The sequence below is a fragment of the Streptomyces sp. NBC_00005 genome (assembly GCF_045160215.1).
GTDB lineage: Bacteria > Actinomycetota > Actinomycetes > Streptomycetales > Streptomycetaceae > Streptomyces.
The window spans coordinates 7,652,764-7,677,540 of record NZ_CP108316.1 but is presented as its reverse complement, the minus strand read 5'-3'; the positions used below and the strand labels follow the sequence as shown (position 1 = coordinate 7,677,540).

General features: G+C 70.9%; 23 protein-coding genes and 1 pseudogene. 16 read left to right on the top strand and 8 right to left on the bottom strand.

The genetic code is table 11. The features are described from left to right. Positions 1-7 precede the first annotated feature (7 nt). From OG303_RS35175 to OG303_RS35165, 3 genes are all read right to left on the bottom strand, one after another. Positions 8-1,876, bottom strand: coding sequence for a CheR family methyltransferase (locus OG303_RS35175; protein ID WP_405873538.1), 1,869 nt, complete (start codon positions 1,874-1,876; stop codon positions 8-10). Between the two features lie 20 nt (positions 1,877-1,896). After that, positions 1,897-2,496, bottom strand: a complete 600-nt coding sequence (locus OG303_RS35170; RefSeq protein WP_405873537.1) for a chemotaxis protein CheB — start codon at positions 2,494-2,496, stop codon at positions 1,897-1,899. A gap of 67 nt (positions 2,497-2,563) precedes the next feature. Then, entirely contained in the window at positions 2,564-3,904 is a 1,341-nt protein-coding gene (locus OG303_RS35165) for a DUF2252 domain-containing protein (protein WP_405873535.1), read from the bottom strand. Between the two features lie 239 nt (positions 3,905-4,143). On the opposite strand from OG303_RS35165, the gene OG303_RS35160 reads away from it, so the two are divergent. Then, a complete protein-coding gene (locus OG303_RS35160; RefSeq protein WP_405873533.1) occupies positions 4,144-5,367 on the top strand; it encodes a winged helix DNA-binding domain-containing protein in 1,224 nt (407 codons plus the stop codon). Positions 5,368-5,488: 121 nt separating this feature from the next. On the opposite strand, the gene OG303_RS35155 is transcribed toward OG303_RS35160, so the two are convergent. Continuing rightward, on the bottom strand, positions 5,489-5,797 hold the full coding sequence (locus OG303_RS35155; RefSeq protein ID WP_405873532.1) for a hypothetical protein: 309 nt from the start codon (positions 5,795-5,797) through the stop codon (positions 5,489-5,491). Positions 5,798-5,971: 174 nt separating this feature from the next. Between OG303_RS35155 and OG303_RS35150 the strand changes: the two genes are divergently transcribed. Further along, positions 5,972-6,331, top strand: a complete 360-nt coding sequence (locus OG303_RS35150) for an arsenate reductase family protein (protein WP_405873530.1) — start codon at positions 5,972-5,974, stop codon at positions 6,329-6,331. Positions 6,332-6,438: 107 nt separating this feature from the next. Further along, the gene (locus OG303_RS35145; protein WP_405873528.1) at positions 6,439-7,134 is read left to right on the top strand and encodes a hypothetical protein; all 696 of its coding nucleotides are present in this window, start codon (positions 6,439-6,441) and stop codon (positions 7,132-7,134) included. A gap of 3 nt (positions 7,135-7,137) precedes the next feature. Here OG303_RS35145 and OG303_RS35140 read toward each other — a convergent pair whose 3' ends face one another. Next, positions 7,138-8,034: an alpha/beta fold hydrolase gene (locus tag OG303_RS35140; RefSeq protein WP_405873526.1), complete on the bottom strand. Its 897-nt coding sequence runs from the start codon at positions 8,032-8,034 to the stop codon at positions 7,138-7,140. Positions 8,035-8,103: 69 nt separating this feature from the next. Here OG303_RS35140 and OG303_RS35135 point away from each other — a divergent pair, with 69 nt between their 5' ends. From OG303_RS35135 to OG303_RS35100, 8 genes and pseudogenes are all read left to right on the top strand, one after another. Beyond that, the gene (locus OG303_RS35135; RefSeq protein WP_405873524.1) at positions 8,104-8,553 is read left to right on the top strand and encodes a MarR family winged helix-turn-helix transcriptional regulator; all 450 of its coding nucleotides are present in this window, start codon (positions 8,104-8,106) and stop codon (positions 8,551-8,553) included. 252 nt (positions 8,554-8,805) lie between these two features. After that, complete coding sequence (gene glnII, locus OG303_RS35130; protein WP_405873523.1) at positions 8,806-9,834, top strand: glutamine synthetase; 1,029 nt, start codon at positions 8,806-8,808, stop codon at positions 9,832-9,834. Between the two features lie 82 nt (positions 9,835-9,916). Further along, a pseudogene (locus tag OG303_RS35125) lies at positions 9,917-10,872 on the top strand (DUF6891 domain-containing protein). Positions 10,873-11,202: 330 nt separating this feature from the next. Then, a complete protein-coding gene (locus OG303_RS35120; RefSeq protein ID WP_405873522.1) occupies positions 11,203-11,793 on the top strand; it encodes a winged helix-turn-helix domain-containing protein in 591 nt (196 codons plus the stop codon). Between the two features lie 60 nt (positions 11,794-11,853). After that, positions 11,854-12,861 carry an SDR family oxidoreductase gene (locus OG303_RS35115; RefSeq protein WP_405873521.1) on the top strand — a complete coding sequence of 336 codons (1,008 nt, stop codon included), beginning with the start codon at positions 11,854-11,856 and terminating at the stop codon, positions 12,859-12,861. Between the two features lie 171 nt (positions 12,862-13,032). Then, the gene (locus tag OG303_RS35110) at positions 13,033-14,319 is read left to right on the top strand and encodes a sensor histidine kinase (RefSeq protein WP_405873519.1); all 1,287 of its coding nucleotides are present in this window, start codon (positions 13,033-13,035) and stop codon (positions 14,317-14,319) included. Beyond that, complete coding sequence (locus OG303_RS35105) at positions 14,304-14,957, top strand: LuxR C-terminal-related transcriptional regulator (RefSeq protein WP_405873518.1); 654 nt, start codon at positions 14,304-14,306, stop codon at positions 14,955-14,957. Before OG303_RS35110 ends, OG303_RS35105 begins: the two co-directional genes overlap by 16 nt. Before the next feature lie 189 nt (positions 14,958-15,146). Beyond that, on the top strand, positions 15,147-16,700 hold the full coding sequence (locus tag OG303_RS35100; RefSeq protein ID WP_405873517.1) for a DUF1996 domain-containing protein: 1,554 nt from the start codon (positions 15,147-15,149) through the stop codon (positions 16,698-16,700). Positions 16,701-16,818: 118 nt separating this feature from the next. Here the strand turns inward: OG303_RS35100 and OG303_RS35095 are convergent, their stop codons facing one another. After that, entirely contained in the window at positions 16,819-17,232 is a 414-nt protein-coding gene (locus OG303_RS35095) for a hypothetical protein (protein ID WP_405873516.1), read from the bottom strand. A gap of 153 nt (positions 17,233-17,385) precedes the next feature. On the opposite strand from OG303_RS35095, the gene OG303_RS35090 reads away from it, so the two are divergent. The 5 genes from OG303_RS35090 to OG303_RS35070 all read left to right on the top strand — a co-directional run bounded on the left by OG303_RS35090 (position 17,386) and on the right by OG303_RS35070 (position 22,710). Further along, entirely contained in the window at positions 17,386-17,922 is a 537-nt protein-coding gene (locus OG303_RS35090; protein ID WP_405873515.1) for a tetratricopeptide repeat protein, read from the top strand. Positions 17,923-17,971: 49 nt separating this feature from the next. Next, on the top strand, positions 17,972-19,888 hold the full coding sequence (locus OG303_RS35085; protein ID WP_405873514.1) for a hypothetical protein: 1,917 nt from the start codon (positions 17,972-17,974) through the stop codon (positions 19,886-19,888). A gap of 112 nt (positions 19,889-20,000) precedes the next feature. Continuing rightward, positions 20,001-20,924 carry a metal-dependent hydrolase gene (locus OG303_RS35080; RefSeq protein ID WP_405873512.1) on the top strand — a complete coding sequence of 308 codons (924 nt, stop codon included), beginning with the start codon at positions 20,001-20,003 and terminating at the stop codon, positions 20,922-20,924. Then, positions 20,924-21,964, top strand: a complete 1,041-nt coding sequence (locus OG303_RS35075; protein ID WP_405873510.1) for a PDR/VanB family oxidoreductase — start codon at positions 20,924-20,926, stop codon at positions 21,962-21,964. Before OG303_RS35080 ends, OG303_RS35075 begins: the two co-directional genes overlap by 1 nt. Positions 21,965-22,020: 56 nt before the next feature. After that, positions 22,021-22,710 (top strand): TetR/AcrR family transcriptional regulator, encoded by a 690-nt coding sequence (locus tag OG303_RS35070; protein WP_405873509.1) that lies wholly within the window; start codon positions 22,021-22,023, stop codon positions 22,708-22,710. Between the two features lie 9 nt (positions 22,711-22,719). On the opposite strand, the gene OG303_RS35065 is transcribed toward OG303_RS35070, so the two are convergent. Both OG303_RS35065 and OG303_RS35060 read right to left on the bottom strand, forming a co-directional pair. Beyond that, positions 22,720-23,076, bottom strand: a complete 357-nt coding sequence (locus OG303_RS35065) for a 5-carboxymethyl-2-hydroxymuconate Delta-isomerase (RefSeq protein ID WP_405873508.1) — start codon at positions 23,074-23,076, stop codon at positions 22,720-22,722. Positions 23,077-23,111: 35 nt separating this feature from the next. Then, a complete protein-coding gene (locus tag OG303_RS35060; RefSeq protein ID WP_405873507.1) occupies positions 23,112-24,734 on the bottom strand; it encodes a SpoIIE family protein phosphatase in 1,623 nt (540 codons plus the stop codon). Positions 24,735-24,777 lie beyond the last annotated feature (43 nt).

The window sequence follows — 24,777 nt, the reverse complement described above, 5'->3', positions numbered from 1 at the left end:
CGGCTTCTCACACGGAGCCATTCGCCCGGCTTTCTTCCATGAGCAGGACGACCCCGCCGTTGTGGGCGTCGAAGGGGCTGCACTGCACCAGGCACGTGATGGAACGGCCCAGGCGGTTTACGGCCGGCACGGGCAGCGAGGCCTCCCGCTTGCCGGTTTCGACGCAGCGCTGGACGGTCTCGCGCAGCTTCTCGGTGGGCAGCCCGAAGTCGAGGCCGTAGAAGGGCTGGTCGAGGACCTCGTCGGGGCGTAGGCCCCACAGGTCGACGGCGCCGCGGTTCCAGCTCTTGACCCTCATGCCCTGGTCGAGGACGACGACTCCGGCGGCGATGGAGGTCAGTACGGCCTCCAGGAAGGTCCGGGTCTCGTCCAGCTCGTCGGTGCGGACCCGCATCTCCTCGTTCATGGTCTCCAGTTCCTCGTTGCCGGACTGGAGTTCCTCGTTGGTCGTCTCCAACTCCTCGTTCGTGGACTGGAGTTCCTCATTCGTGGTCTCCAGCTCCTCGATGCTCGACTGGAGTTCCTCGTTCGTGGTCTCCAACTCCTCGTTCGTTGACTGGAGTTCCTCGTACGCCGTCTCGAGGTCCTCACGTACGCGCTTGATCTCCGCCTTGAGCTGGGTGGTGACCGTGACGTCGGTGAAGATGATGTTGGTGGCGGCGGTCAGTCCGTCCGGACCGTTCAGCGGCTGGACGAGGATGTCGAAGTACTGGACGTCCTCGCCGGTCCGGCGCTCGACGCCGTTGACGCGCAGGGTGCGGCGCTCGTGTGCGGCCTGTTCGATCAGGGAGCGCAGTTCGACGGGGCGGTAGGAGATCTCCAGGTCCTGGAAGGGGCGCCCGATGTCGTTCGGGGTGAGGGCGAACTGCACGCGCGCGTGGCTGTTGATCAGCAGGACGGTGCCGTCGCAGTCGACGGCCACGGCGGGGCTCGGGGTCGCGTCGAGGATGAGGTCGCGCAGCTGCCGGTGGCGGGCCACACTGTGCAGTTCGCCGCTCATGCCGGTCCTGATCTTCACCGGGGCCGGCTGGTACGGCGGCGCCGCCTCGCCCGGGCGTCGCCGGAACACCCGCTGCCGCATGCTCATGACCTCGAACCGTTCGGCGTCGTTGAGCAGCATCTCGGCCTTGCCGAGGAAGAGGAAGCCGCCCTCGCGCAGCGCGAAGTGGAAGCGGTCGACGATCTGCGTCTGTGCCTCGACGTTGAAGTACATCAGCGTGTTGCGGCACACCAGCAGGTCGAGGCGGGAGATCGGGGCGTCGCGGGTGATGTCGTGCCGGCCGAAGATGACCCGGCGGCGCAGGTCGGAGCGGAAGCCGAAGCGGGAGCCGTTCTGCTCGAAGTACTTCTCGCGCAGCTCGGGCGCGAGCGGGGCGAGGGACTTGCCGGGGTACAGCCCGGAGCGGGCTTCCCGCAGCGCCTCGTCGTCGACGTCCGTGCCGTAGATCTTGACCCGCTCCAGGGTCTCGTCCAGGCCCAGTGCCTCGGTGAACATGATCGCCAGCGAGTAGGCCTCCTCACCGCTGGAGCAGCCCGCGCTCCAGATCCGGATCTCGTCGTCGGGCCTGCCCTGCGCGAGCAGCTCGGGCATCACCTCGCGCTGCAGCAGGGTCCAGGCCTCGGGGTCGCGGAAGTAGGAGGTGACGTTGATCAGGATGGTGTTGAACAGTGCGTTGAACTCGTCCGCGTTGGTCTCCAGGCGGTCGCGGTAGTCGGCGTACGACGTCACGCTCACGTCCGCCATCCGCTTGCGGATGCGGCGGCCCAGCGAGGAGCGCTTGTAGCCGGTGAAGTCGAAGCCGCGGGCGTCCCGGAGGAAACCGAGGAGTGCCTCCAGTTCCTCGTCGGTATCCAGGTCCGGCTTTCCGTCACCCATCACTGCCGCCACTTCTTCTGTTACTGCCTCTTGGCCTCGACCAACCCGCGGATCACCGCGGCGATCTCCTCCAGAGGTAGCACGAAGTCCACTGTGCCCGTACCCACCGCCGCCCCCGGCATGCCCTTGAATTCCGCCGTCGCCGGATCCTGGGCGATGACGGTGCCGCCGCGCGACTTGACCGCGTCCACGCCCATGGCGCCGTCCCGCCCGGTCCCGGTGAGCACGCAGGCGATGGCCTTTTGCCCGTACGCCCCCGCGACGGACTCGAACAGCAGGTCGGCGGAGGGCCGGACGAAGTGCACGAGCTCGCTGTCGGTGAGGGCGAGCAGGCCGCCGGGGCGGACGAGCAGGTGCCGGTCGGGCGGCGCGATGTAGACGCAGCCGGGCCGGGTCCGCTCGTGGTCCTCGGCGAGCTTCACGGTCAGTGGGGTACGGCGGCCGAGGACCTCCGCGATGACGGTGCGGTGGCGGGGGTCCAGGTGCTGCACCACCAGGACCGGCACCGGCAGGTCGGCGTCCAGGGCGCCGAGCAGGGTGATCAGACCGTTGATACCGCCGGCCGAAGAGGCTACGGCGACGACCTCGAAGTCGTCGGGCGAGTGCGCGGAGGGTTCCACACGGCCACAGTAGGCCCGCGGAGCCTGTCCTGCGGAACGGTCGGGACGGCGGGAGCGGTGGAAGCGGTCAGACTTCCGGTGCCGAAGCGACCACGCCGGCGGCGACGGCCGCGCCCAGGGCCGCGTGGTCCGCGGTGGTCTGGTCGGCGTAGCCGAGGGCGAAGTCGGCGACGGCCTGATCGAAGGTGTCGGCGCCGCCCAGATACGCGGCGATCGCGATGCGGTCGCCGGAGCGGGCGTGGGCGCGGGCCAGGGCGGTGCCGCACAGCCGGGCGTACAGGAGGAGGTCGGCCGGGCTCATGCCGGCGATGTCCGCCGAGGCCTTCATGTCGCGCAGCTGCCGCCAGTAGAAGGCCCGCCCCTGCGGCCCGGACATCCACCCCAGGAAGATGTCACTGGCGGCCTGCAACAGCCGCTGACCTGCGACGACGCGATGCCCGGGATGGACGTACGGCCCACTGGGCAGATGCTCCTCCAGTACGGACTTCCGCGCCTCCTTGATCTGCAGGAACAGTGGGTCGTCGGCGTCCCGCCCGGTGAGCAGCACGATGAAGCAGCGGGTGCCGACGCTGCCGACGCCGACCACCTTGCGGGCGGCGTCCACGAAGCGGTAGCGGTCCAGGAGCAGGCGGCGCTCCTCGGAGAGGGTGGAGCGGTAGTCGCTGAAGATCTTGCGAAGGGAGGCCATGTCCGGCACACCGGCGGGTTCCAGGAGCGGCGGGTCGTGAATGATGCGGCGACGCCCGTCGACGGTCTCGGTGAGCTTGCCGAGGGCATGCAGGCTGGTGCGGCGGCGGGCCCGGGTGAGGCTGGACTCGGCGCGCCGGCGGCGGGCGGCGGAGCGGGCGAGCGGCAGCAGGCTGTCGGCGTCGATGCGCTCGTACCAGACGGCGAGTTCGCCGTGCCGGGCCAGCCGCCGCATGGTGGTCCGATACGCGGCCACCGCCTCCACCGTCGCGCGGCGGACCTTGGCGTCGGCGTGCCCGTTCGCCCGGCCGGCCACGGCGACGGAGGCCGCGAGCCGTTCGACGTCCCACTCGAAGGGACCGGGGAACGTCTCGTCGAAGTCGTTCAGGTCGAAGAGCAGGGCGCGTTCCGGTGAGGCGTACAGGCCGAAGTTCAACAGGTGGGCGTCGCCGCACAGTTGCACGGTCAGCCCGGTGTGCGGCCGGGAGGCGAGGTCGGCGGCCATCACGGCGGCCGAGCCGCGCAGGAAGGCGAACGGCGACGCGGCCATCCGCCCGTACCGGATCGGCAGCAGCTCCGGCAGCCGGTCGCGGCCCTGCCGCTCCAGTACGGCGACGGGGTCGGGGCGGTCGACGGGCGGGATCCACGCGGCGTGCGCGGAACGGGGGACGCGCTTGCGGGCGGCCCTGCCGCGGTCGGCGTGTCCGGCGGGCGTGCTCATCGCGTCCAACGCCGTGTACCGCGCCTGCCCATCACGCCTCCCGCTGCCGACCGTGTCCGCACAGGACGGTCCGGTTCCGCCGCCTCTTGATCGCAGTGAATGCGGGTGAACGGGTGTGCGCATGCCGGGCACGGCGATCGGGTGACCGGGCCCTGTGACAGGGGCTTCCCGTGAGGGCGGCCCGTTGTCAGTGCCCTCCTGCAAGATGAAGTCACGGATGAGGCGACGGGGAGACCGGTATGGGCGACGGAGTGCGGTACATCGGGGCGGCGGAGCGGCGGGCTCGGCTCGCGCTGCGGCAGCGGCTGGCCGGGGAGGCGCGGGCGGGGAGCCCCGAGGAGGTCGCCGACTCGCTGGTCGCGCTGCACGGCACGGATCCGGCGACGGTGTATCTGGCCGTGGGCGCCCGCCTCGCGGACGCGGCGTCGACCGTGCCGGAGACCGAGCGGGCGCTGTACCGGGACCGTTCCCTGCTCCGGATGCACGGCATGCGGCACACCGTGTTCGTGTTCCCGACGGACCTCACCGCCGTCGTGCACGCCTCGACCGGCCTCACGGTCGCGGCCCGGGAGCGGGCCGCGCTGCTCAAGCACATGGCGAAGGCCGGGGCGCCGGACGCGGCCTGGCTGAAGGACGTCGAGGAGTCGGCGCTGGCGGCACTGGTGCGGCGCGGGCAGGCGACGGCGACCGAACTCGCCGTGGACGAGCCCCGGTTGCGCGAACAGTTCGTGTACGCGGCCGGGAAGAACTACGAGGGCGTGCACACCGTCTCGACCCGGCTGCTGAGGGTGCTGGGCGTGGAGGGGAAGGTCGTACGGGGGCGGCCGCTCGGGTCGTGGACGTCCAGCCAGTTCCGCTGGGCCGTGGCACCCCCGCATCCCGAACTCGACGTGGCCGAGGCGCAGGCGGCGCTGCTCGGTCGTTGGCTCGCGGTGTGCGGGCCGGCCACCGAGGAGGACCTGAAGTGGTGGACGGGCTGGAAGGTGACCGACGTTCGGCGGGCGCTGGCAGCGATCGGCGCGCAGGCGGTGGCGCTGGACGAGGGCACGGGGTACGTCGTCGACGGCGACGTCGGGCCGGTGGCCGGGCCCGCTCGGCCGTGGGCCGCGTTGCTGCCCGCCCTTGATCCGACGGCGATGGGGTGGCGGGAGCGGGACTGGTATCTGGCGCCGGAGTTGCGGCCGTTGCTCTTCGACGGCAGCGGGAACGTGGGACCGACGGTGTGGTGGAACGGACGGGTGGTGGGGGCTTGGGCCCAGCGCAAGGACGGCGAGATCGCCTGGCGGGTGCTGGTTCCCGGCGGGGTGGGGCGTGAGGCGGAGACGGCGATTGCCGCCGAGGTGGAGCGGTTGCAGGAATGGGTGGGCACGACGAAGGTGACGCCGCGGTTCCGGACGCCGGTGGAGAAGGAGTTGGCGGCCACTTCCGGCCCGTCTGGGGGCACCCCCTCTGGGGGAGTTTGAGGACGAGGCCGTTCAGGCCGAAGCGGTGGGTTGGGGGCGCCAGCCCTCGGAGGCGGCAACCTGGTGACGGCAACCTTGGTGCCGGGCGCCCCACGAACAGGAGGGCACCCGGCACCAGGACTCACCGCGAGTACCGCATGAACGCCCGCACCATGTGGCACGTCGTGTCCGACGGCGGATGGACGCCGATCAGCTCGGCGGTGTTCCGTATCGTCTCGTTGCGGGCCTGGTTCGGCACGTAGATGCCCGAATCGAGCAGGGCGATCGCGAGCCGCATCGCCTTGAGGCGACGGTTGTGCGTGACGTACCACTCGCGCGGACGGCCCGGCGGCAGCGGACGCTTCTCCACGGGGTCGTACGGCAGGTCGAGCAGAACGGGGCGCTTTGCGGTGGACTGCATCGGCATCGGCTTCAGTGCGGCAGCGGGCACAGGCATCCTCCTGTCGCGGTCAGGGCGCCTCACCGGGGACTACGGCGACCCCGGCGACACCCTCGAACACTGCTTCTATTCTAGCGCCCGCCACTGACAATAGGCCCTGGCCACAAGGGCTTTCGGGGTCGCTGTGGCACAGGTGGAGGACGGGTTTTCACGTACCGTGAGGGCATGGAGATCTGGATCAACCCGGCCTGTTCGAAGTGCCGCAGCGCGATCAGCCTGCTCGACGCCGAAGGTGCCGACTACACCGTCCGCCGCTACCTGGAGGACGTGCCGAGCGAGGACGAGATCAGGGACGTACTCGACCGTCTCGGCCTCGAACCGTGGGACATCACCCGCACCCAGGAGGACGCGGCCAAGGAGCTGGGCCTCAAGGAGTGGGCGCGGGACGAGACTTCGCGCGACCACTGGATCAAGGCGCTCTGCGAACACCCCAGGTTGATCCAGCGCCCGATCATCACGGCGGAGGACGGCACGGCCGTGGTCGGGCGCACGGAGGAGGCCGTACGGGACGCCCTCTCGCGCTGACTCCCTTGTGACGTACGTTACTTCGGTGACTCCTGTAACCACTGAGTAACTTCGTTCGGTATCTCGTACATAGCGGCGTACGCTCCCCCACCTCTCAGGAGGCGCGCATGTCGCGTAGGAGAAGTCTCGGTACGAAGAAGAAGGTCGCGCTGCTGGTGAGCGCGGCGGCGGTGGCGGGAGGCGGGGCCTTCGTCATGGCGAGCACGTCGAACGCCGCGCAGAGTCCGGCGCCCAGGACCCTGTCCGCAGCGGACTCGAACGTGTGCCAGGGGCTCGCCACCGCCCTCGGCAACAACCAGAAGTTCATCGACGGGCAGAAGGCCAGTCCCGACGCCCAGTCGGCGGCCCGGATCGCCAACCGCGAGGCGGTCATCGCGCAGATCAAGGTCCAGCAGCAGGCGTCGGGTTGCGCCGTTGGGGAGTCGGCTCAGGACTCCCAGGCGACGCAGCCGGCGGACAACGGCGCGGGACAGCAGGCCGGGGGCGCGCAGACCGCGCAGCCCTCTCAGACCGCCTCCGCACCTGCGGGAAACGCGGGCGGCGCTGCCGCCTCCGGCCAGCAGGTGTGCAACGGCTCCACCGTCACCCTCTCCGGCGAGGGCGGCGCGCCTGCCGCGTCCAGCAACCAGTTCCCGGCGGGGACGACGCTGAAGGTCACCAACCTGGACAACAACAAGTCCACGACGGTGAAGGTCACTTCGGTGTCCGGCAGTTGCGCCCTGCTCAACAACGCGGCCTTCGAACAGGTCCGGGAGCCCGGCAAGTTCCTGATCCGCCGTGCACTGATCGAGAAGGTGGGGTGAGGCTCAACGACGTAGGAACTCCGTGAGGCGGCGGCCGAGTTCGGCCGGTGCGTCCTGCGGCAGTCCGTGATGGGAGACGTCCGGCAGTACGGCCGTCTCGACTTGCGGCAGCAGCGCATCCGCCCTCCGCGCCACCTCGTACGTGATGGGGGTCCCCCCGCTCGAGCGAAGCCGAGAGCGGGGGAGGGTCCTGCTGTTCCCGGCCAGGAGCAGCAGGACCGGCATGTCGAGCCCACGCAGCGCTTCCGGCGCCGGGCGCGGGCCGGTCACCGGCTTCGACACGGAGGGGAAGCCGGCGGCCGCCTCCTGCAGGCGGAGCCAGTCGAGGTCGAGGGGTGCTCCCCCGGTCTCCCACTCCAGGAAGGCACGGACGCGACGGGGCGCCGGCCGCAGCAGCATCGGCAGGGCGTGCAGGAGGTATGCCGGCCGGTAGCCGGCGAAGCACTGGGTGGGGTCCAGGAGGAAAAGGCGCTGCACGCGTGCGCGTGCGTGCAGCGCGTAGTGCAGGGCGATCCAGGCACCGTACGAGTGCCCGCCCAGGTCCGTCTCCTCGAGGCCGAGGTCGTCGAGGATCGCGTCCAGCCAGGCCATCAGGTCGGCGACCGTACGGGGGTGACGGTCGCCGGCCTGGTCGGTGCGGCCCGGGGCGCCGACGAGGTCGACGGCGAAGACGCGGTGGGTGCGGGCGAGGTCCGCGGCCTGGGCGTACCAGGAGGCGGAGGTCGCGCCCCCGCCTCCTGGCAGGAGGACGACCGGGGGTCCGTGGCGCGGGCCGCACACGTTGACGTACGTCGTGCCGTAGGGCGTGGGGACGGTCACCGCCTCCCGCTCGGCGGGCCACTTGGCCATCACCTTGTCGTACGCGGCCAGAAAGCCTTCCATGTCGTACCCGGTACTCATCGGCCCGCCCTCCTCTATTATCTCGCTGAGCGAGATACTCGATGAACGAGATGATACTGGAGACGCCACATGAAGCCCCAGGGCCCGGAAATGGAGATCGTCCATCTGCTGCGCGCCGTGACCGTCGAACTCGGCCTGCACAGCGCCCGGTTCGCGAACCGCAACGACATGCACCCGACGGACGTACGCGCCCTGATCGCCCTGATGGACGCCTCGCGCGCGGGCGAGGAGATGACGGCCGGGCGGCTCGGGACGGCCCTGGGGCTCAACTCGGCGGGGACCACCGCACTGGTGGACCGGATGGAGCGGGCCGGGCATGTGCGGCGGGTGCGCGGGGCGGAGGACCGGCGCAGGGTCGTGATCGAGGTGGAGGCGAAGGCGGTCGAGCTCGGGTGGTCCTTCTTCGGACCGCTCATCGGGCAGGCCGTGGAACTGCTGGGGGGCTACGACGAGCGGGAGCAGGCCGCGATCCGGGGGTTCCTGGAGGCGGTGCGGGAGGCGGCGGCCGAGGCCGGCTGATCGGCCCGCACCCCCCGCGGGCCACTCGTTCCCCTCGCGCACGAGCCGTCGAAGGGCCCTGCCTGCCGTGCGCTACACCCGCTCACACCGTGAATCGCGACACAACACCACCAGGTAACACGGGGTTCACATTCGAGCAATGATCGGGAAATCGCCTGTTGACAGGCTGCCGGGCGTTACCGGCGGCGCCCCAGTGCCGCAGCGCCGCAAGCACCCGCAAGTGTGTAGACACACCCCCGAAGGAAGTGGCCCGTGACCTTCAAGGCTGAGTACATCTGGATCGACGGCACCCAGCCGACGGCGAAGCTCCGTTCCAAGACGAAGATCCTGGCGGATGACGCCAAGGGTGCCGAGCTCGGGATCTGGGGCTTCGACGGGTCCTCCACGAACCAGGCCGAGGGCCACTCCTCGGACCGTGTCCTCAAGCCGGTCTTCTCCTGCCCCGACCCGATCCGCGGCGGCGACGACATCCTCGTCCTGTGCGAGGTCCTCAACATCGACATGACGCCGCACGAGTCCAACACCCGTGCCGCGCTGACCGAGGTCGCCGAGAAGTTCGCCGCGCAGGAGCCGATCTTCGGCATCGAGCAGGAGTACACGTTCTTCAAGGACGGCTACCCGCTCGGCTTCCCCAAGGGCGGCTACCCGGCCCCGCAGGGCGGCTACTACTGCGGTGTCGGCGCGGACGAGATCTTCGGCCGCGACATCGTCGAGGCCCACCTGGAGAACTGCCTCAAGGCCGGTCTCGCCATCTCCGGCATCAACGCCGAGGTCATGCCCGGCCAGTGGGAGTTCCAGGTCGGTCCGGTCTCCCCGCTGGACGTCTCCGACCACCTGTGGGTGGCCCGTTGGCTGCTCTACCGCACCGCCGAGGACTTCGGCGTCGCCGCGACGCTGGACCCGAAGCCGGTGAAGGGCGACTGGAACGGCGCCGGTGCGCACACCAACTTCTCCACCAAGGCGATGCGCGAGGGCTACGACGCGATCATCACCGCGGCCGAGTCGCTCGGTGAGGGCTCCAAGCCGCTCGACCACGTCAAGCACTACGGCGCCGGCATCGACGACCGCCTCACCGGTCTGCACGAGACCGCCCCGTGGAACGAGTACTCCTACGGCGTCTCCAACCGTGGCGCCTCGGTCCGTATCCCGTGGCAGGTGGAGAAGGACGGCAAGGGCTACATCGAGGACCGCCGTCCGAACGCCAACGTCGACCCGTACCTGGTGACCCGCCTGATCGTGGACACCTGCTGCTCCGCGCTGGAGAAGGCCGGCCAGGTCTGATCCCGTCTCGCTTCACCGAGGGGCGCCCACCGTGACGGTGGGCGCCCCTCGCGTTGTCAGTGGCACCTGCCAGGGTGGGGCCATGGACAGCAACGAGGGCCTGGCTGTGAAGGCCTGGACGGAGAACGGCCGGACGTACCGCGGATTTCGGCCGCGGAGCTGCGAGAGGCCGTAAGCGGCCTCGGGAGCACGGGCAACCGCTTCCTGGTGGCGCAGCGGATACCGGACCTGCCGGACGTGTTCGCGCAGGTGTGGCACGAGCGGGGCGGCGACTTCCGGCTGGAACACCGGCGCGGCAAGGACGAGTTCTTCGGTACGGACCTCACCGACCCGGGGCGGGTGGCGGACCTGCTGACGGGCTGGGCACGGCAGGAGGCCGGCTGGGACACGGGCGTGGACTGGGAGCCGGTCGACCTCGGGCCGCGCGAAGAGGTGCCCGAGCTGCCGGACGAGGTGCGCGAGCAGGTCGAGGAGCGCGTGCGACTGCGGCTGCGCTGCGGCTACGACGACCGCAAGGTGCTGGCGGAGATCGCCGAGGACTACCTGGTCGACGGGGACGAGCGGCCGGTGTCCGGGGCTCAGTCGAGGCAGCTCGTGGACCGGCTGTGGCTGATGGGGGTCCCCCCGCTCGAGCGAAGTCGAGAGTGGGGGAGGTTGACCCAGCAGGGGGCGTGGGAGGGCGTCACCGATCCGGAGCGGCTGGCGCTCGCCTTCGGGGCCCTGGAGGAGACCGGCATCACGGCCCGGGAGAACTTCACGTGCTGCCGCGGCTGCGGCCTGACGGAGATAGGCGCCGAACGAGAAGGCGCGCGGGGCTTCGTCTTCTTCCACCAGCAGGTCACCGAACAGGCGGCGGAGGGCCACGGACTCGCGCTCCACTACGGCGGCTTCGACGGATCGGCGCGGACCACGACCGCCGTCGGGCAGGAGGCCGTCGCCGCGCTCACCGCGGCCGGGCTGTCCACCCAGTGGGACGGCAATCCGGACAAGGCCATCGAGGTCACACCCCTGACCTGGCACAAACGCCTGTTGGGGTGAGGTGTGCCACGCCAATTTCATGCCAAGGAAGCGTCCAAGCAGTGAGAGGAGGGTCCTCGTCGGAGCCGGTGTCTGCTTCAATGGGGCCATGGCCAGCTTCCAGAACCACACCGCGACGGGTCGCCATGACCTCGAGCCGTTCTGGCCTTCCCGTCAGCACCACGACTTCGACCGGGTGTGTTGCCGCGCGATGAACGCGCCGGCCCTCTAAAGCCGTACACCCCGGCCTTCGGCCAGCGCGACACGACGTACGTCCCTCGACGAGCCCGACCACGAATCGCGGCCGTCGTCCTCCCAGACGAACTCCTCGCGCGAAAGAGCTGACCTCTCATGGCGACCACTCGTTCTTTCTCCACCGCCACCCTCGCCTCCCCGGCCGTGTCCCCGGCGAACGGCGCACGGCACCGACTGCGGGCCGTCGACCGGGACGAGGTGGTGGACGTCACCGACTTCCTGCCGCCCGGCGCCACCTGGCTGCCCGCACCGCAGCACACCCTGCCCACCCTGCCGGGCCAGCCGCCGATGATCGGCTACCTGGTGCTCGTCCCGGCCGACCAGCAGCCTCCGTTCCTGCCGGTGGCGGTCCCGGACCGCCCGGACACCGGGAGCCACGCCGCTCAGGGCGACGACGCGCTCGTGCGCATCGACTCCGTACAGCGCACCGCCGAGGTGGACGGGCGCGAACTCGACCTCACCTACCTGGAGTTCGAGCTGCTCGCGCACCTCGTGACCAACCCGCACCGGGTGCACACCCGCGACCAGCTGGTCACCACGGTGTGGGGGTACGGCCATGTGGGCGACGGCCGCACCGTCGACGTCCACATCGCCCGGCTGCGCCGCAAGCTGGGCGTCGAGCACCGCGGGGCGATCCAGACGGTGCGGCGGGTCGGCTACAAGTACACCCCGCCGACCGGCCGCTGATCCTCTGCTGACGGCAGATCGGCGTTCCGTCCCGCGACCGGACCGGGCAAGCTCACCATCATGAGACTTCTGGTGCTGGGTGGTACGGAGTTCGCGGGACGGGCCGTCGTGGAGGCGGCGCTGGGGCGCGGCTGGGACGTGACCGTCCTCAACCGGGGACGGCATCAACAGCCGCCAGGAGTACGGGCGTTGCACGGCGACCGCCTCGCGCCCGACGGGCTCGCCGCCCTCGCCGACGGCGAGTGGGACGTCGTCGTCGACACCTGGTCGGCCGCGCCCCGGGCCGTACACGAGTCGGCGCGGCTGCTGCGGGGCCGCGCCGGGCGGTACGTGTACGTGTCGAGCTGCTCGGTGTACGCGTGGCCCTCGCCCGCCGGGTACACCGAGGACGCGCCGCTGGTCGAGGGCGCCGAACCCGAGGCGGGCCAGACCGACTACGCGCGCGACAAGCGGGGCGCCGAGATCGCCGCCATCGAGGCCTTCGGCGCGGACCGCTCCGTGCTCGTACGGGCCGGGCTGATCCTCGGCCCGTACGAGAACATCGGGCGGCTGCCGTGGTGGCTCGGACGGATCGCGCGCGGCGGGCCCGTGCTGGCACCGGGGCCGCGGGACCTCCCGCTCCAGTACGTGGACGTACGGGACATGGCCGAATGGATCCTCGGGGCGGCGGAGCGGGAGCTGAGCGGGCCGTACAACCTGGTCGGCCCGCAGGGGATCGCGACGATGGGCGAACTGCTCGACGCGTGCCTACGGGCGACGGGTGCGACGGCCGAACTGCGGTGGACGGACCCGGAGTTGATCCTCGCCGCGGGCATCGAGCCGTGGACGCAGCTGCCCGTGTGGGTGCCGCCCGGCACCGACATGCACGACTCCCTGCACTCCGGGGACGTCTCGCGGGCGGTGGCGACGGGCCTGGTCTGCCGGCCCGTCGAGGAGACCGTGGCCGACACGTGGAGGTGGCTGCGGAACATCGGTGGCAGTGCGCCGCAGCGGCCCGACCGGCCGCCGGTGGGGCTGGATCCGGCGGTGGAGGCAAAGGTGCTCGGCGCTTCGCCGGAAGGGGTGTGACGAACCCGCGGGCCGGTGGGAGTTGATCGCGCCCTCGCGACGGAGCCGCCAATCGATACGGCCCCGCGCTCCTTCCGGGGCGCGTTGCTCCCGAGGGTGTACCTGGCACCACCTCCTGACCGGGGCCCTCGGCCCCGTGACCCCCGCCGTCCGCGCGACCAGACTGAGGCCATGAACACCAACACGAAAAGCGGCTCTCTTTCCACGAGGGCGCGGGCCGTCGCCCTGGCGGCGGGGCGGGGGTTCGTGCTGGCCCTGGTGACACTTCCCGGAGCGATCCTGTGCTTCACGCTCTCCCTCGTGTCCCTCGCGCTCATCCCGATCGGCGTCGGGATCGTCACGACGCCGTGGGTACTGACGGGGGTGCGGGCCTTCGCCGACTGGCGGCGGGTGCTCGCGGCGGAGTGGGGCGGGGTGCGGATCCCGTCGGCGTACCGGCCGGTCCCCGAGACCGCCAACCCCTGGACGCGGACGTACGCGATGCTGCGGGACCCGGCGACCTGGCGGGATCTGCGGTGGCTGCCGGTCGACATGACGGCGGGGTACGTGACCGCGCTGCTGCCCGCCGTGCTGGTCATCTACCCCTTCGAAGGGTTCGCGCTGGCCGCCGGCCTGTGGCGGACCATGACGGGCGGTCCGTACGGGAAGTACGGTCCGTACTGGTACGGCTTCGTGCCGGTCAGTGGACAGGGGACCGCGTTCGCCGCGGCTGGTCTGGGCGCCGCGCTCCTGGTCCTTGCCTACCGCTACACCCCGTCCCTGCTGAACGCCCACTTCCGGCTCACCGGGACCGTTCTCGGCGCGAACCAGGGCGAGTTGGCCGAGCGGGTCCGGGTCCTGACCGAGACCCGCCGCGACGCCGTGGACACCTCCGCCGCCGAACTGCGCCGTATCGAGCGGGACCTGCACGACGGGGCGCAGGCCCGGCTGGTCGCCATGGGCATGGACCTGAGCACCATCGAGATGCTCCTCGACAAGGACCCGGCGAAGGCCAAGCAGCTCCTCGGCCAGGCCCGGCAGTCCTCCGTGGACGCCCTCGGCGAACTGCGCGACCTGGTCCGCGGCATTCATCCGCCGGTGCTGGCCGAACGCGGACTCGGTGACGCGGTAAGGGCGTTGGCGCTCCGGCTGCCCCTCGCCACCGAGGTGAACGTCGAGTTGAGCGGACGCGCGGACGCGCCGGTCGAGTCCGCCGCCTACTTCGCGGTCAGCGAGGTGCTCACCAACGCGGTCAAGCACTCCGGTGCCGACCGGATCTGGATCGACCTGCATCACGGCGAGGAGCTGCTGCACATCACCGTCACCGACAACGGCAAGGGCGGTGCGGCGATCGGGGCCGGTTCGGGCCTCGCCGGAGTCGAACGGCGACTGGGTACATTCGACGGCGTCCTGGCCGTCAGCAGCCCCGCGGGCGGTCCCACCATGGTGACCATGGAGATCCCTTGCGTGTTGTCCTAGCCGAAGACCTCTTCCTGCTGCGCGACGGACTGGTCCGGCTGCTCGAGGCCCATGACTTCGAGATCGCCGCGGCCGTCGAGTCCGGCCCCGAGCTCACCCGGGCGCTGGCCGAGCTGGAGCCGGACGTCGCCGTGGTCGACGTACGCCTGCCGCCGACGCACACCGACGAGGGGCTCCAGTGCGCGCTCACGGCCCGCCGGAACAGACCCGGGCTGCCGGTGCTGGTCCTGTCCCAGCACGTGGAGCAGCTGTACGCGCGCGAGTTGCTCGCCGACGGCACCGGCGGGGTGGGATACCTGCTGAAGGACCGGGTGTTCGACGCGGAGCAGTTCGTGGACGCCGTACGAAGGGTCGCGGGAGGGGGTACGGCGATGGATCCGCAGGTGATCCAGCAGCTGCTGTCGCGGCGGGCCGCCGACGACCGGCCGCTCGGGCGGCTGACGCCCCGTGAGCGGGAGGTTCTGGAGCTTATGGCGCAGGGCCGGTCGAATGCCGCCATCGCGGGGCAGTTGGTGGTGACAGAACGGGCCATCGCCAAGCACACCTCCAACATCTTCGCCAAACTGGACCTGGAGGTGTCGGACGACGACAATCGCCGCGTTCTGGCAGTCCTGGCGTATCTGGACCAGGGCCGGTAAACGCTTGCTGATTTTCCGTAACCTCCGCTGCTCAGGCGGCCGTTGAGGCCGAGCAGCCGATTAATCCTCTGATTTGTTTGTGGGGCTGCTGAACACCCCTGGGACCACGTCCGTATGAATGGGAGCCGCTTCACTCCTGTCGGGCGCCTTGATGCCCCGCCAAGCCCGCAAGGAAGTCAGAGGAGTTCCATGGGACGCAACAATCGAAAACGCCGTACGCCGCTGGCCACCAAGGCCATAGCCGCATCGGCGGCCCTAGCGCTCGGTGGGGGCGGGCTGATCTGGGCGAACTTCTACGCCTCGGCGCACGAGTCGAACAACTCGGGGCAGAACCAGACCAAGGCCGCCGCCGCTCAGGTGGCCACGATCTCCTGCCCGGACGTCGGTCAGAAGCTGACGAACGTGCCGCAGAAGGCCCGTCAGGGTGTGGCGACCGAGCTTGCGAACCTCGACAAGCAGATCACCGAGGCCTACGCCCGTCTCGCCTCCACCCGGCAGGCGCAGACGCAGGACGCCAGCTTCGTGCAGAACGCGATCGTCGGTCCCCTCAAGGAGAAGCGGGCCGCGACCCTCGACCGGATCCGGATCGACATCCAGCGGGTCGGTGGCCAGGCCAACGCCGCCACTCTGAGTTCCTTCGCCGCCTGCACGACGCAGACCGCGAACGAGACGACTGCCGGCGGCCAGAACCAGGGCGGCCAGGACCAGGGCGGCCAGGACCAGGGCGGTCAGGACCAAGGCGGTCAGGCGGGCGACGGGCAGGCCTCGGCCGACCCGAGCGCCAGCGCCAGTGCCGGGGCCGGCGGGAACATCGGTGGACAGGCCGGCAACGGTCCGGTGGCCGGCGACTTCGTGGACATCACGAAGGTCCAGGCGAACGTCGCCGCGAAGCCGCAGGCCAACGGCAACGGTTCGAAGGGCACGTTCACCACCAAGTGCGGTGTGAACGCGAACAAGAACCACAACACCGACAACGTGATCGTGGCGCCCGGCGTGACCAACGGCGCGCACCACCTGCACGACTACGTCGGCAACCAGAAGGTCGACGCGTTCGCCACCAACGACTCGTTGATCGCGGACCAGACCAGCTGCCAGAACCAGGGTGACCTGTCGGCGTACTACTGGCCGGTCGTCCGAGTCCAGGACGGCACGCAGGACTTCGACCAGAACGCGGCCGGCGGTGGCACCGAGGGCAACGTCGGCAAGATCCTGACGCCGGTCCAGGCGCAGATCAAGTACGTCGGCAGCCCGACCAGCAAGGTCACGGCGATGCCGCAGTTCCTGCGCATCATCACCGGTGACGCCAAGACCACGACCAACGGTCTGGCGAACGCCAACGCGCACTGGAGCTGCACCGGCTTCGAGAACAAGGTGCAGCTGACGGAGCAGTACCCGATCTGCCCGCAGGGCAGCAACGTGGTCCGTACGTTCGCCTTCCAGTCCTGCTGGGACGGAACGAACATCGACAGCGCCAACCACCGTACGCACGTCGCGTTCGCGGACGCCGCCGGCAACTGCGCCAACGGCTTCAAGGCCATCCCGCAGCTGACGATGCGCCTGGTGTACAAGATCACCCCGCCGACCCTCGCCAACGGTCAGGTGAAGAACGCCTACGCGGTGGACGGCTTCCCGGAACAGCTCCACAAGCCCTCCACCGACCACGACGACTTCATCGCGGTCTTCAAGAACAACCTGGCGAACAAGATCGCCACCTGCATCAACAACGGGCAGCGGTGCCAGTGACACAGTGAATCGGTGAACCACTGAAGAAGGCCGGTGGCGGGATCTCCCGCCACCGGCCTTCTGTGTGTGTACGAGGCGGGTACGACGTGCTGTGCACGAAGCGCCGTGTACGAGGCGCTCAGCCGCTGTGGCCGGTGTGCGCGCTGTGGTTGGTCCCGATCTCCTCGTTGCCGCCCAGCGTGGTCTGCAGCTTCTTGACCAGGCCGTCCTCGCCGACGGCGACCCACTTGCGGCCGACGAGGTAGAAACCGCCGTAGTCCTTCGCGTCGTTGATCCACTCGCGCTGGCCGCGGTCGGTGGCGAAGGTGGCGAAGACGAACTTGCCGGCGGAGGTCTTGCAGATGGCCTGGCGGACCTCGTCGGAGTCGATCTGCATGTCCGGCTTGCACTTCACCTTGGCGGCCAGGCTCTCCAGGCTGCCGGTGGCGGTGGCCGGTATCTTCGCGGCCGCGTCGCCGTCGCCTCCGCAGCCCGCCAGCGCCAGCACGGCCGCGGCGCCGGCCACCGCGAGCATCGGTCGGGTCAACCTCATCTGTTCCTCCGGTCCTGGTGCACACAAAGCATGCCGCAGCGAACCCCGGTGAGGGGCCCGTCCCCTTCGATACGGCTGTGAAGCGCGGGGCACTCAAATCGGGCAGCCGAAATCCGGTGTCCCCACGGGCACGCGTGTGCGAGGGTGTGGCCCGTGAACCAAGACTGGGAAGATCGCGTGACCGCCGCCTGGGCCACCTTCGACGACTTCGCCGAAACCGCGTCCGACAGCAGCTTCGATGCGGGCGCGGCCGACTTCCGGGCCGTGATCGACGCCCTCGTCGCCGAGCTGCCGGACGGCAGCCCGCTCGGCCCCTTCGAGCAGGCCTGCGCCTGGGACTCGACGGGTCACTCGGACAAGGCCGCGCCGCTGTACCGGGAGGCGCTGGCGCGCGGACTGAGCGACGTCAGCGGCTACAAGGGGCGACGCGCCAAGATCCAACTGTCCAGTTCGCTGCGGAACATCGGCCAGGCCGAGGAGGGCGTCAAGCTGCTGACACCCGAACTGGACGGCCCGTCGGACGAGTTGGACGACGCGGTACGGGGATGTCTGGCGCTGTGCCTGTCCAGCCTCGGCCGGGACCGCGAGGGACTCTCCCTCGTCCTGGGCGCCTTGGCCCCCCATCTCCCCCGCTACCAGCGCTCGATGGCGAACTACGCACGGGCGCTCGTCGAGCCGGACCGGCACTAGTCCACCCGGGTGGCGGTGACCATCCGACGATTCGCTCGTTCTGCTGAACGTGCAGTCACAGGATGTCGCCCCGCCCCCCGCACCTTCCTCCGCCGACGCGGTCGTGGACGTCGAGCAGGCCGAGGCCGCGCTCGTCGAGCACTACCCGCGGCTGGTCCGGCTCGCCTACCTGGTGCTGCCGCCGAGCCTCGGCCGCAACCGGCGCGTGGTGACCGCACACGCCCTCACCCAGCGCGCCCTGCCCAGGGGCCGGGCGTGCGCACCTGCGATCCCGGCCCAGTCGACCGGCCCGGGCAGCGACCCCGGGTACGCCTTCGTCCGCCTGCAGGTGCTGCGTACGGCGCTGGAGGCGGGCCTGCCGCTGAAGCGCACGGCGTGGCCCAAGCGGTCCCAACTGCCGCCGCTGCTCCCCCAGGTGTGGGGGCTGCGCCTCTTCCCGCGCTCGGGCGGCGCCGACGAACTCGCCCTGGACCAGCGTCTGTCCGCCCTGTCCGGGCCGGCCCGCGCCGCCTACGTCCTGCGCGGCCTGGAGAAACTCCCCGACGGCGATGTACGCGAAGCACTGACCGCGGCCGGCTGCGAGGACCCGGACCTCGCCCTCCAGGAGGCCGACGACACCCCCGAGCAGTACGCGCTGCTCGACTCCCCCGAGTTCGACCCCTGCTCGCTGCACGCCCGGCCCACCGACCTGATGCGGCGCAGGCAGCACACCAAGGCCGCGCTCGCCGCCGCCGCGGCCGTCGCCGTGTGCGGGGCGCTGATCGCACTGCCCGGCGACGGGTGGGCCCCCGACGGCGCCGCCGCCCCCGTGTACGCGCAGAACCCGGCCGCCGAAGCCGCCCTCGACCCGGCGAAGCTGACCAGGGTCGCGCCCACCGCCTGGGAGTCCTCGGCGCGCACCGACTTCTCCGTCTGGCCGGCCCGCGGCGACCTCACCGGCGACAAGGCCCTGCTGCGCCGCGCCCTCGCCGTCTGGGCCCGCCCCGGCGAGAGCGTCCAGGTCTCCGCGACCCCGGGCACCCCGTCCGGCGGCCCCTCCGGCCCGGCCCAGCTCCTGTACGCCGGAACCGTCGACAGCGCGCGCGTGGTGATCCTCTACGACGGTCTGCGCATCGCCCGCTACGCCGAGCCGAAGAACAGCACGAAGGGCGCCGCACTCGACTTCGCGCGGGTCGACGGCGCCGGCCGGGCCGAGGCGAACGCACTGGTCCTGGACCGGGCCGACGGCAACGTCCGGTATCTGACGGCACCCTGGATCAAGAAGGCCGCCGAGCGGGACCTGCTCAAGCCGGGCACCGGCGCGAGGGACCTCCCCCTGACCGGCGGCGTGACGGCGCCGCTGGCCAGTGCCGCGGCGCAGACGAACTGCACCTCGTGGAACGTCATGCAGCTGACGGACTCCACCGGTACGCGCCTGACGACCGACCTCGGCGAACTCGTCCCCGCCCACCTCACCACCGGACGGCCCGGCTCCACCCACGAGGTGTCCGGTGCCCAGGCGCTGCGCACCTGGGCGCCGTACGCCTGCTCGCTGGCCTCGCTGCGCTCGGCGGGTGTGCGCAGCGTCAACGCCTGGGCGTACGCCCGGCAGCCGCTGCCGGACGCGAGCAGTTCGGCGGACTGGGTGTGCACGCGGGCCGAGACCTGGCGGGGCGGCGGGACGCGCGTTCTGGCGCAGTTCCACACGCCGGGCGGGACGTACGGGGCGGTCGCCGCGAAGGCGGAGAACGGACCGTCGTGCGGGGCGAAGGACCCGCACGTGCTCGCCGGTGTGCTGTGGAAGTCGGAGACGGGCAGCTGGTACCTGCTCGCGGCCGGGAGCCGGGACACCTCGTCGATCAGCACGACGGGCGGGGTGCGGGCGAGTGCGCGGGGCGGCCTGCTGGCCGTACGGGCCGAGCAGGGTGCCCAGGCCGAGCTGAAGGGCACCTTGGAGGACGGGCGAGTGATCAGCGGACTCCGCTAGAAGCGGCTTGCGGGGGCCTGTGGAGCGGTTTACCGGCGACTTGCTGACAGTGGCGTAAATAAGACGGGGCACAGGGGTTCACCTCGGCCCTACCCGTCAGTACATTGACGCCATGTCTAACACGCAGGCCTCTGAGCGGGTCGCCCTCAAGGCCCGGAAGGTGTCCTTCTCCTGGGAGGAGACACCGCTGCACTGGGTGCCGGGAGATCCCTTCACCACGCACACCATCAATGTGCTGCATCTGCTGCTGCCCGCCGGTGAGCGGTGGTTCGTGCACGTCTACAAACAGGTGCTGCCGCTGATCCGGGACGACCGGCTGCGCGAGGACGTCATCGGGTTCATCGGGCAGGAGGCGATGCACTCGCAGGCCCACGACGAGGTCCTGCCGCACCTGAAGGAGCTCGGGCTCGACCCGACGCCGTACACCGCGCAGGTCGACTGGTTCTTCGAGAAGCTGCTCGGCGACCGGACTCCCCCACTGCTGAACGCGTGGGTGGTACCCCCATCGCCCGGCAGGGCGCGCAGGTGGTGGCTGCTGGAACGGGTCGCGATCATCGCGGCCATCGAGCACTACACCGCGTTCCTCGGCAACTGGGTACTGAACGCAGAGGAGTTGGACCGCCGCGGCGCCGACCCGACCATGCTGGACCTGCTGCGCTGGCACGGCGCCGAGGAGGTCGAGCACCGGTCCGTCGCCTTCGACCTGTTCATGCACGTCGACGGCAGCTACCGGCGGCGCGTGCGCACCTGGGCGACCGCGTTCACGGCGCTGGTGTTCCTGTGGCAGCGCGGGGCGCGCTTCTTCATGGCGAACGACCCGACACTGGCCGACGGAAAGGCGAGCTTCAAGGACTTCTACGTCCGCGGCCGGCGGGGCACCCTGCCGACCACCGGCGACATGGTCAGGTCCATCCCGCGGTACCTGAGCCACGCCTACCACCCCTCCCAGGAGGGTTCCACCGAGCAGGCCGTCGCCTACCTCGCCTCCTCCCCCGCGGCTCTCGCGGCTCTCGCGGCGGAGAAGGGAGCCGCGTGATGCCGAAGCTGCGCACGGTCGTGGTCGTCGCGGGTGCCGCGGTGCTCGTCAGGCGGGCGCTGCGGCGCCGCGTCCAGGCCTCGCCGCTGTGGCCGATGCCCGCGCTGGAGAACCCGACCTCCGGGCGGCCCCGGTCGCGGGCGCTCAGGCTGCTGGTCGCCTCGCGCGAGACGGTCGCCGACGGCGTCGTACAACTGCGCCTGGAGGGAAGGGACTTGCCGCGCTGGGAGCCCGGCGCGCATCTCGACCTCGTGCTGCCGTCCGGACTGGTGCGGCAGTACTCGCTGTGCGGCGCCCCGGAGGACACCTCGTCGTACACCGTCGCGGCCCGGCTGGTCGAGGACGGGCGGGGCGGCTCGCGCGAGGTGCACGAGCAGGTGCGGGAGGGGATGGAGCTGGAGGTGCGCGGGCCCCGGAACCGCTTCCCGCTCGTCGAGGCTCCCTCGTACGTCTTCGTCGTCGGCGGCATCGGGATCACTCCCGTACTGCCGATGCTGCGGGCGCTTGCGGACGGCACGCCGTGGCGGCTGCTGTACGGCGGGCGGACGCGGGCCTCGATGCCGTTCCTCGAGGAGATCGAGAAGCTGGGCGGCGACCGGGTGACCGTCGTCGCCGAGGACGAGGCCGGACTGCCCGATCTCGACGGCCTGTTGGCGGACACGTCCGGGGACGAGGCCGTGTACTGCTGCGGACCGGAGGGGCTCATGGCCACGGTGGAGGAGCGCTGCCCGCAGGTCCGCCTCGAACGCTTCGCACCCCGTACGTCCGCCGCCGGCAACGGCGCCTTCGAGGTCGAACTCCGGCGCAGCGGGCGGACGTTGACGGTGCCGGCCGACTCGACCGTGCTGGCCGCCGTGCGCGCCGAGTTGCCGGACACCGCCTACTCCTGCGAGCAGGGCTTCTGCGGAACCTGCCAACAGCGGGTCCTGGAAGGCGAAGTGGAGCATCGGGACGAGTTGCTGACGGACGCCGAGCGTGCCGACTCGATGCTGATCTGCGTCTCGCGCGCGCGAAGTGAGCGTCTCGTGCTGGATCTGTGAACACCCTTGGTCGATCCGGTCCGTTCGGGGCCGGATCCGATCGGTAAGGTGTTCGCATGACTACCGGGGTACGCCGCAGAATGGGAGTCGAGGAGCGGCGGCAGCAGTTGATCGGCGTCGCCCTCGAACTGTTCAGCCAACGCTCTCCCGACGACGTCTCCATCGACGAGATAGCAGCCGCCGCGGGCATCTCGCGCCCGCTCGTCTACCACTACTTCCCCGGCAAACTCAGCCTGTACGAGGCCGCGTTGAGGCGTGCCGCGCAGGATCTGGCGGGCCGGTTCGACGAACCGCAGGAGGGTCCGCTCGGAGACCGGCTGCGGCGTGTGATGCGCCGCTTCTTCGACTTCGTCGACGACCACGGGCCCGGCTTCGCGGCGCTGATGCGCGGCGGCCCGGCCGTGGGCTCGTCGGCGACCAACGCGCTCATCGACTCCGTGCGGCAGGCGGCGTATGTCCAGATCGTTTCGCATCTGGGCGTCGAGGATCCGCCCGCGCGACTGGAAATGGTCGTACGCTCCTGGATCTCGCTCGCCGAGTCGACCGCGCTGCTGTGGCTGGACGGCCGGCGCATCCCGCGCGCCGAGCTGGAGGCCCAGCTCGTGCACGACTTCGCCGCGCTGGCCGCCGTGAGCGCCGCCTACGACGAGGAGATGGGCGCACTGCTGCGCCGCATGCTCAAGGACGAACCGCCGGAAGGGCCCTTCGCGGACCTGGTGACCCGGCTGATCGCACTCGCTTCCTGACGAAAGGGCTCAGCGCTCGAACTTCCGGTACGACGGGTCGAGGTCGCGCACCTCCGCGGAGGCGTGCAGCACGAAACCGTCGTCCTCGATGTGTTCGCGGAGGAGTTCCAGGACCGCTTCGGTCAGCTTGGCCTTGGTCTCCTCGGTGCGCCCGGCGAGCAGGCCGAGGGTGACGTGGACGATGGCATGCCCGCCCTCGTCGGGGTCCTCGTACCCGAAGGCCGTGAACTCGCTCGGGCGGAACTGCGTCTTGCACGCCTCCGGCTTCGCGGCCGCGATCTCGACCGTCGCCTCGTGCAGGGCCCGGGCGAAACCGTCCCGGTCGAAGGGGATCGTGCGGGAGTAGTCGACGGTGATCTGCGGCATGGGCACTCCTGTTCTACGGCAGTGACAGGACAACCCTAATTCCTCAGCTGAAGCGCCAGCATCGCGATGTCGTCCTCGCGGTCGTGGCCGAAGCAGGCCAGGAGCGTGTCGCACAGGGCTTCCAGGCCGGGCAGGGCACCGACGGCCGCCGAGCGGAGGTGCTCCATCGAGACCGTGAGGTCCGTGCCCCGGGTCTCGATCAGGCCGTCGGTGACCATGAGGAGCCGGTCGGAGGGTTCGAGGAACAGCTCGGTGGGCGGCGGGTGGGGCAGGCCGAGGCCGAGCAGCGGGCCGGTGGCCTTGGAGTACTCGGCGCTGCCGTGGTCCCCGAGGATCAGCGGCGGGATGTGGCCCGCGTTGGCGATCCGGGTGCGCCCGGTGGCGGGATCGATCAGGACCAGGCAGAGCGTGGCCGTGACATCGGGGTGGTAGTGCTGGAGCATCCGGTCGAGGCGCTCGGCGAGCACGGCCGGGTCGCTCTCCTCGACGCAGTGGGCGCGCAGCGCGTGCCGGATCTCGACCATGACGGTGGCCGCCTCCAGCGAGTGCCCGACGACGTCGCCGACCGCAGTGAGCACACCCTCGCCGGTGCGCAGGGCCGCGTAGAAGTCGCCGCCGATCTCGGTCTCCTGGGACGCGGGCACGTACCGGACGGCGAGGTCGACGCCGGGCAGGTCCGGCAGCTTGTGCGGCTGGGGCAGGAAGCTGTGCTGGAGGGTGAGGGCGACATGCCGCTCGACCTGGTACATGAGCAGCGGCTCGGCGGCGAACGCGGTGGCCTGTGCCAGCTGGGCGAGCAGTGCCTCGCCCTCCGGGCTGACCCGGCGCAGACCGCGCGTGGGCGTGGCCAGGCACACGGGCGCCCTGCCGTCCTGGGTGAGGACCAGCGCCAGGCGCGCGTCGTGCTGCACTCCGGGCCGGAAGAACCCGGTGGGCCACAGCGGCGCGGGCACCGTGGTGATCTGTACGCCGGACTGCCCGCGGGTGAGCCGCCTGAGCAGGGCGGCCACGGCCCGGTGGGCGCCCGCGTCCGGCAGCGCGAGGGAGGTGCGGTCCCGGGACAGGCCGCGGTACAGCTCGTCGTCCGGACCGAGGACGAAGACGGCGGCGGGGCAGCCGATGAGCCGCCCTGTCCCGTCGGCGGCGGCGTCGGCGAGTTCCTGCAGGGAGCGCGCGGACTGGATGGTCACGATCGCCTGCGACAGCTGCGTCAGCCGCCGTACCAGCGCCTGGTCGTCGGCCCGCTGCCGTGCGGTACGCACCGCGGCCCGGACCACCGCCTCGATCTCCTCGGGCTCGGCGGGCACCGTCAGATAGGTCTCGGCGCCCGCGTCCAGCCCCGGGCAGCGGTCGCCCGGCGGCACGGCGGCGGCCGAGAAGTGCACGACGGGCAGGCCCGCCATGTGCGGCCGTTCCTTGAGCCGACGGCACAGTTCGAAGCCGCTCATGTCCGGCAGGTCCACGTCGACGAGGGCCACGTCGGGCATGATTCCCTTGCGCAGCCGTACGTCGAGCTCGACCAGCGCCTCCTGACCGCTGGCGACCGGCACGACCTGGTGCCCGGCCCGGCGCAGCACGGTGCCCATGGCGTACCGGCTGGCCGCCACGTCGTCCACGACCAGCACGGTCGTGTCTGTCAGCTTGCCGTTGACGTCCATCTTTCAGCCCTTGGACAACACCGGTGGGGCAGACCGCGGTTCG

Coding starts and splice junctions, on each gene's coding strand:
- OG303_RS35175 (WP_405873538.1), bottom strand. CDS start 1,876: ATGGGTGACGGAAAGCCGGACCTGGATACCGACGAGGAACTGGAGGCA.
- OG303_RS35080 (WP_405873512.1), top strand. CDS start 20,001: ATGTCTAACACGCAGGCCTCTGAGCGGGTCGCCCTCAAGGCCCGGAAG.
- OG303_RS35165 (WP_405873535.1), bottom strand. CDS start 3,904: ATGAGCACGCCCGCCGGACACGCCGACCGCGGCAGGGCCGCCCGCAAG.
- OG303_RS35075 (WP_405873510.1), top strand. CDS start 20,924: ATGCCGAAGCTGCGCACGGTCGTGGTCGTCGCGGGTGCCGCGGTGCTC.
- OG303_RS35140 (WP_405873526.1), bottom strand. CDS start 8,034: ATGAGTACCGGGTACGACATGGAAGGCTTTCTGGCCGCGTACGACAAG.
- OG303_RS35095 (WP_405873516.1), bottom strand. CDS start 17,232: ATGAGGTTGACCCGACCGATGCTCGCGGTGGCCGGCGCCGCGGCCGTG.
- OG303_RS35065 (WP_405873508.1), bottom strand. CDS start 23,076: ATGCCGCAGATCACCGTCGACTACTCCCGCACGATCCCCTTCGACCGG.
- OG303_RS35145 (WP_405873528.1), top strand. CDS start 6,439: ATGTCGCGTAGGAGAAGTCTCGGTACGAAGAAGAAGGTCGCGCTGCTG.
- OG303_RS35070 (WP_405873509.1), top strand. CDS start 22,021: ATGACTACCGGGGTACGCCGCAGAATGGGAGTCGAGGAGCGGCGGCAG.
- OG303_RS35150 (WP_405873530.1), top strand. CDS start 5,972: ATGGAGATCTGGATCAACCCGGCCTGTTCGAAGTGCCGCAGCGCGATC.
- OG303_RS35110 (WP_405873519.1), top strand. CDS start 13,033: ATGAACACCAACACGAAAAGCGGCTCTCTTTCCACGAGGGCGCGGGCC.
- OG303_RS35120 (WP_405873522.1), top strand. CDS start 11,203: ATGGCGACCACTCGTTCTTTCTCCACCGCCACCCTCGCCTCCCCGGCC.
- OG303_RS35160 (WP_405873533.1), top strand. CDS start 4,144: ATGGGCGACGGAGTGCGGTACATCGGGGCGGCGGAGCGGCGGGCTCGG.
- OG303_RS35100 (WP_405873517.1), top strand. CDS start 15,147: ATGGGACGCAACAATCGAAAACGCCGTACGCCGCTGGCCACCAAGGCC.
- OG303_RS35115 (WP_405873521.1), top strand. CDS start 11,854: ATGAGACTTCTGGTGCTGGGTGGTACGGAGTTCGCGGGACGGGCCGTC.
- OG303_RS35060 (WP_405873507.1), bottom strand. CDS start 24,734: ATGGACGTCAACGGCAAGCTGACAGACACGACCGTGCTGGTCGTGGAC.
- OG303_RS35135 (WP_405873524.1), top strand. CDS start 8,104: ATGAAGCCCCAGGGCCCGGAAATGGAGATCGTCCATCTGCTGCGCGCC.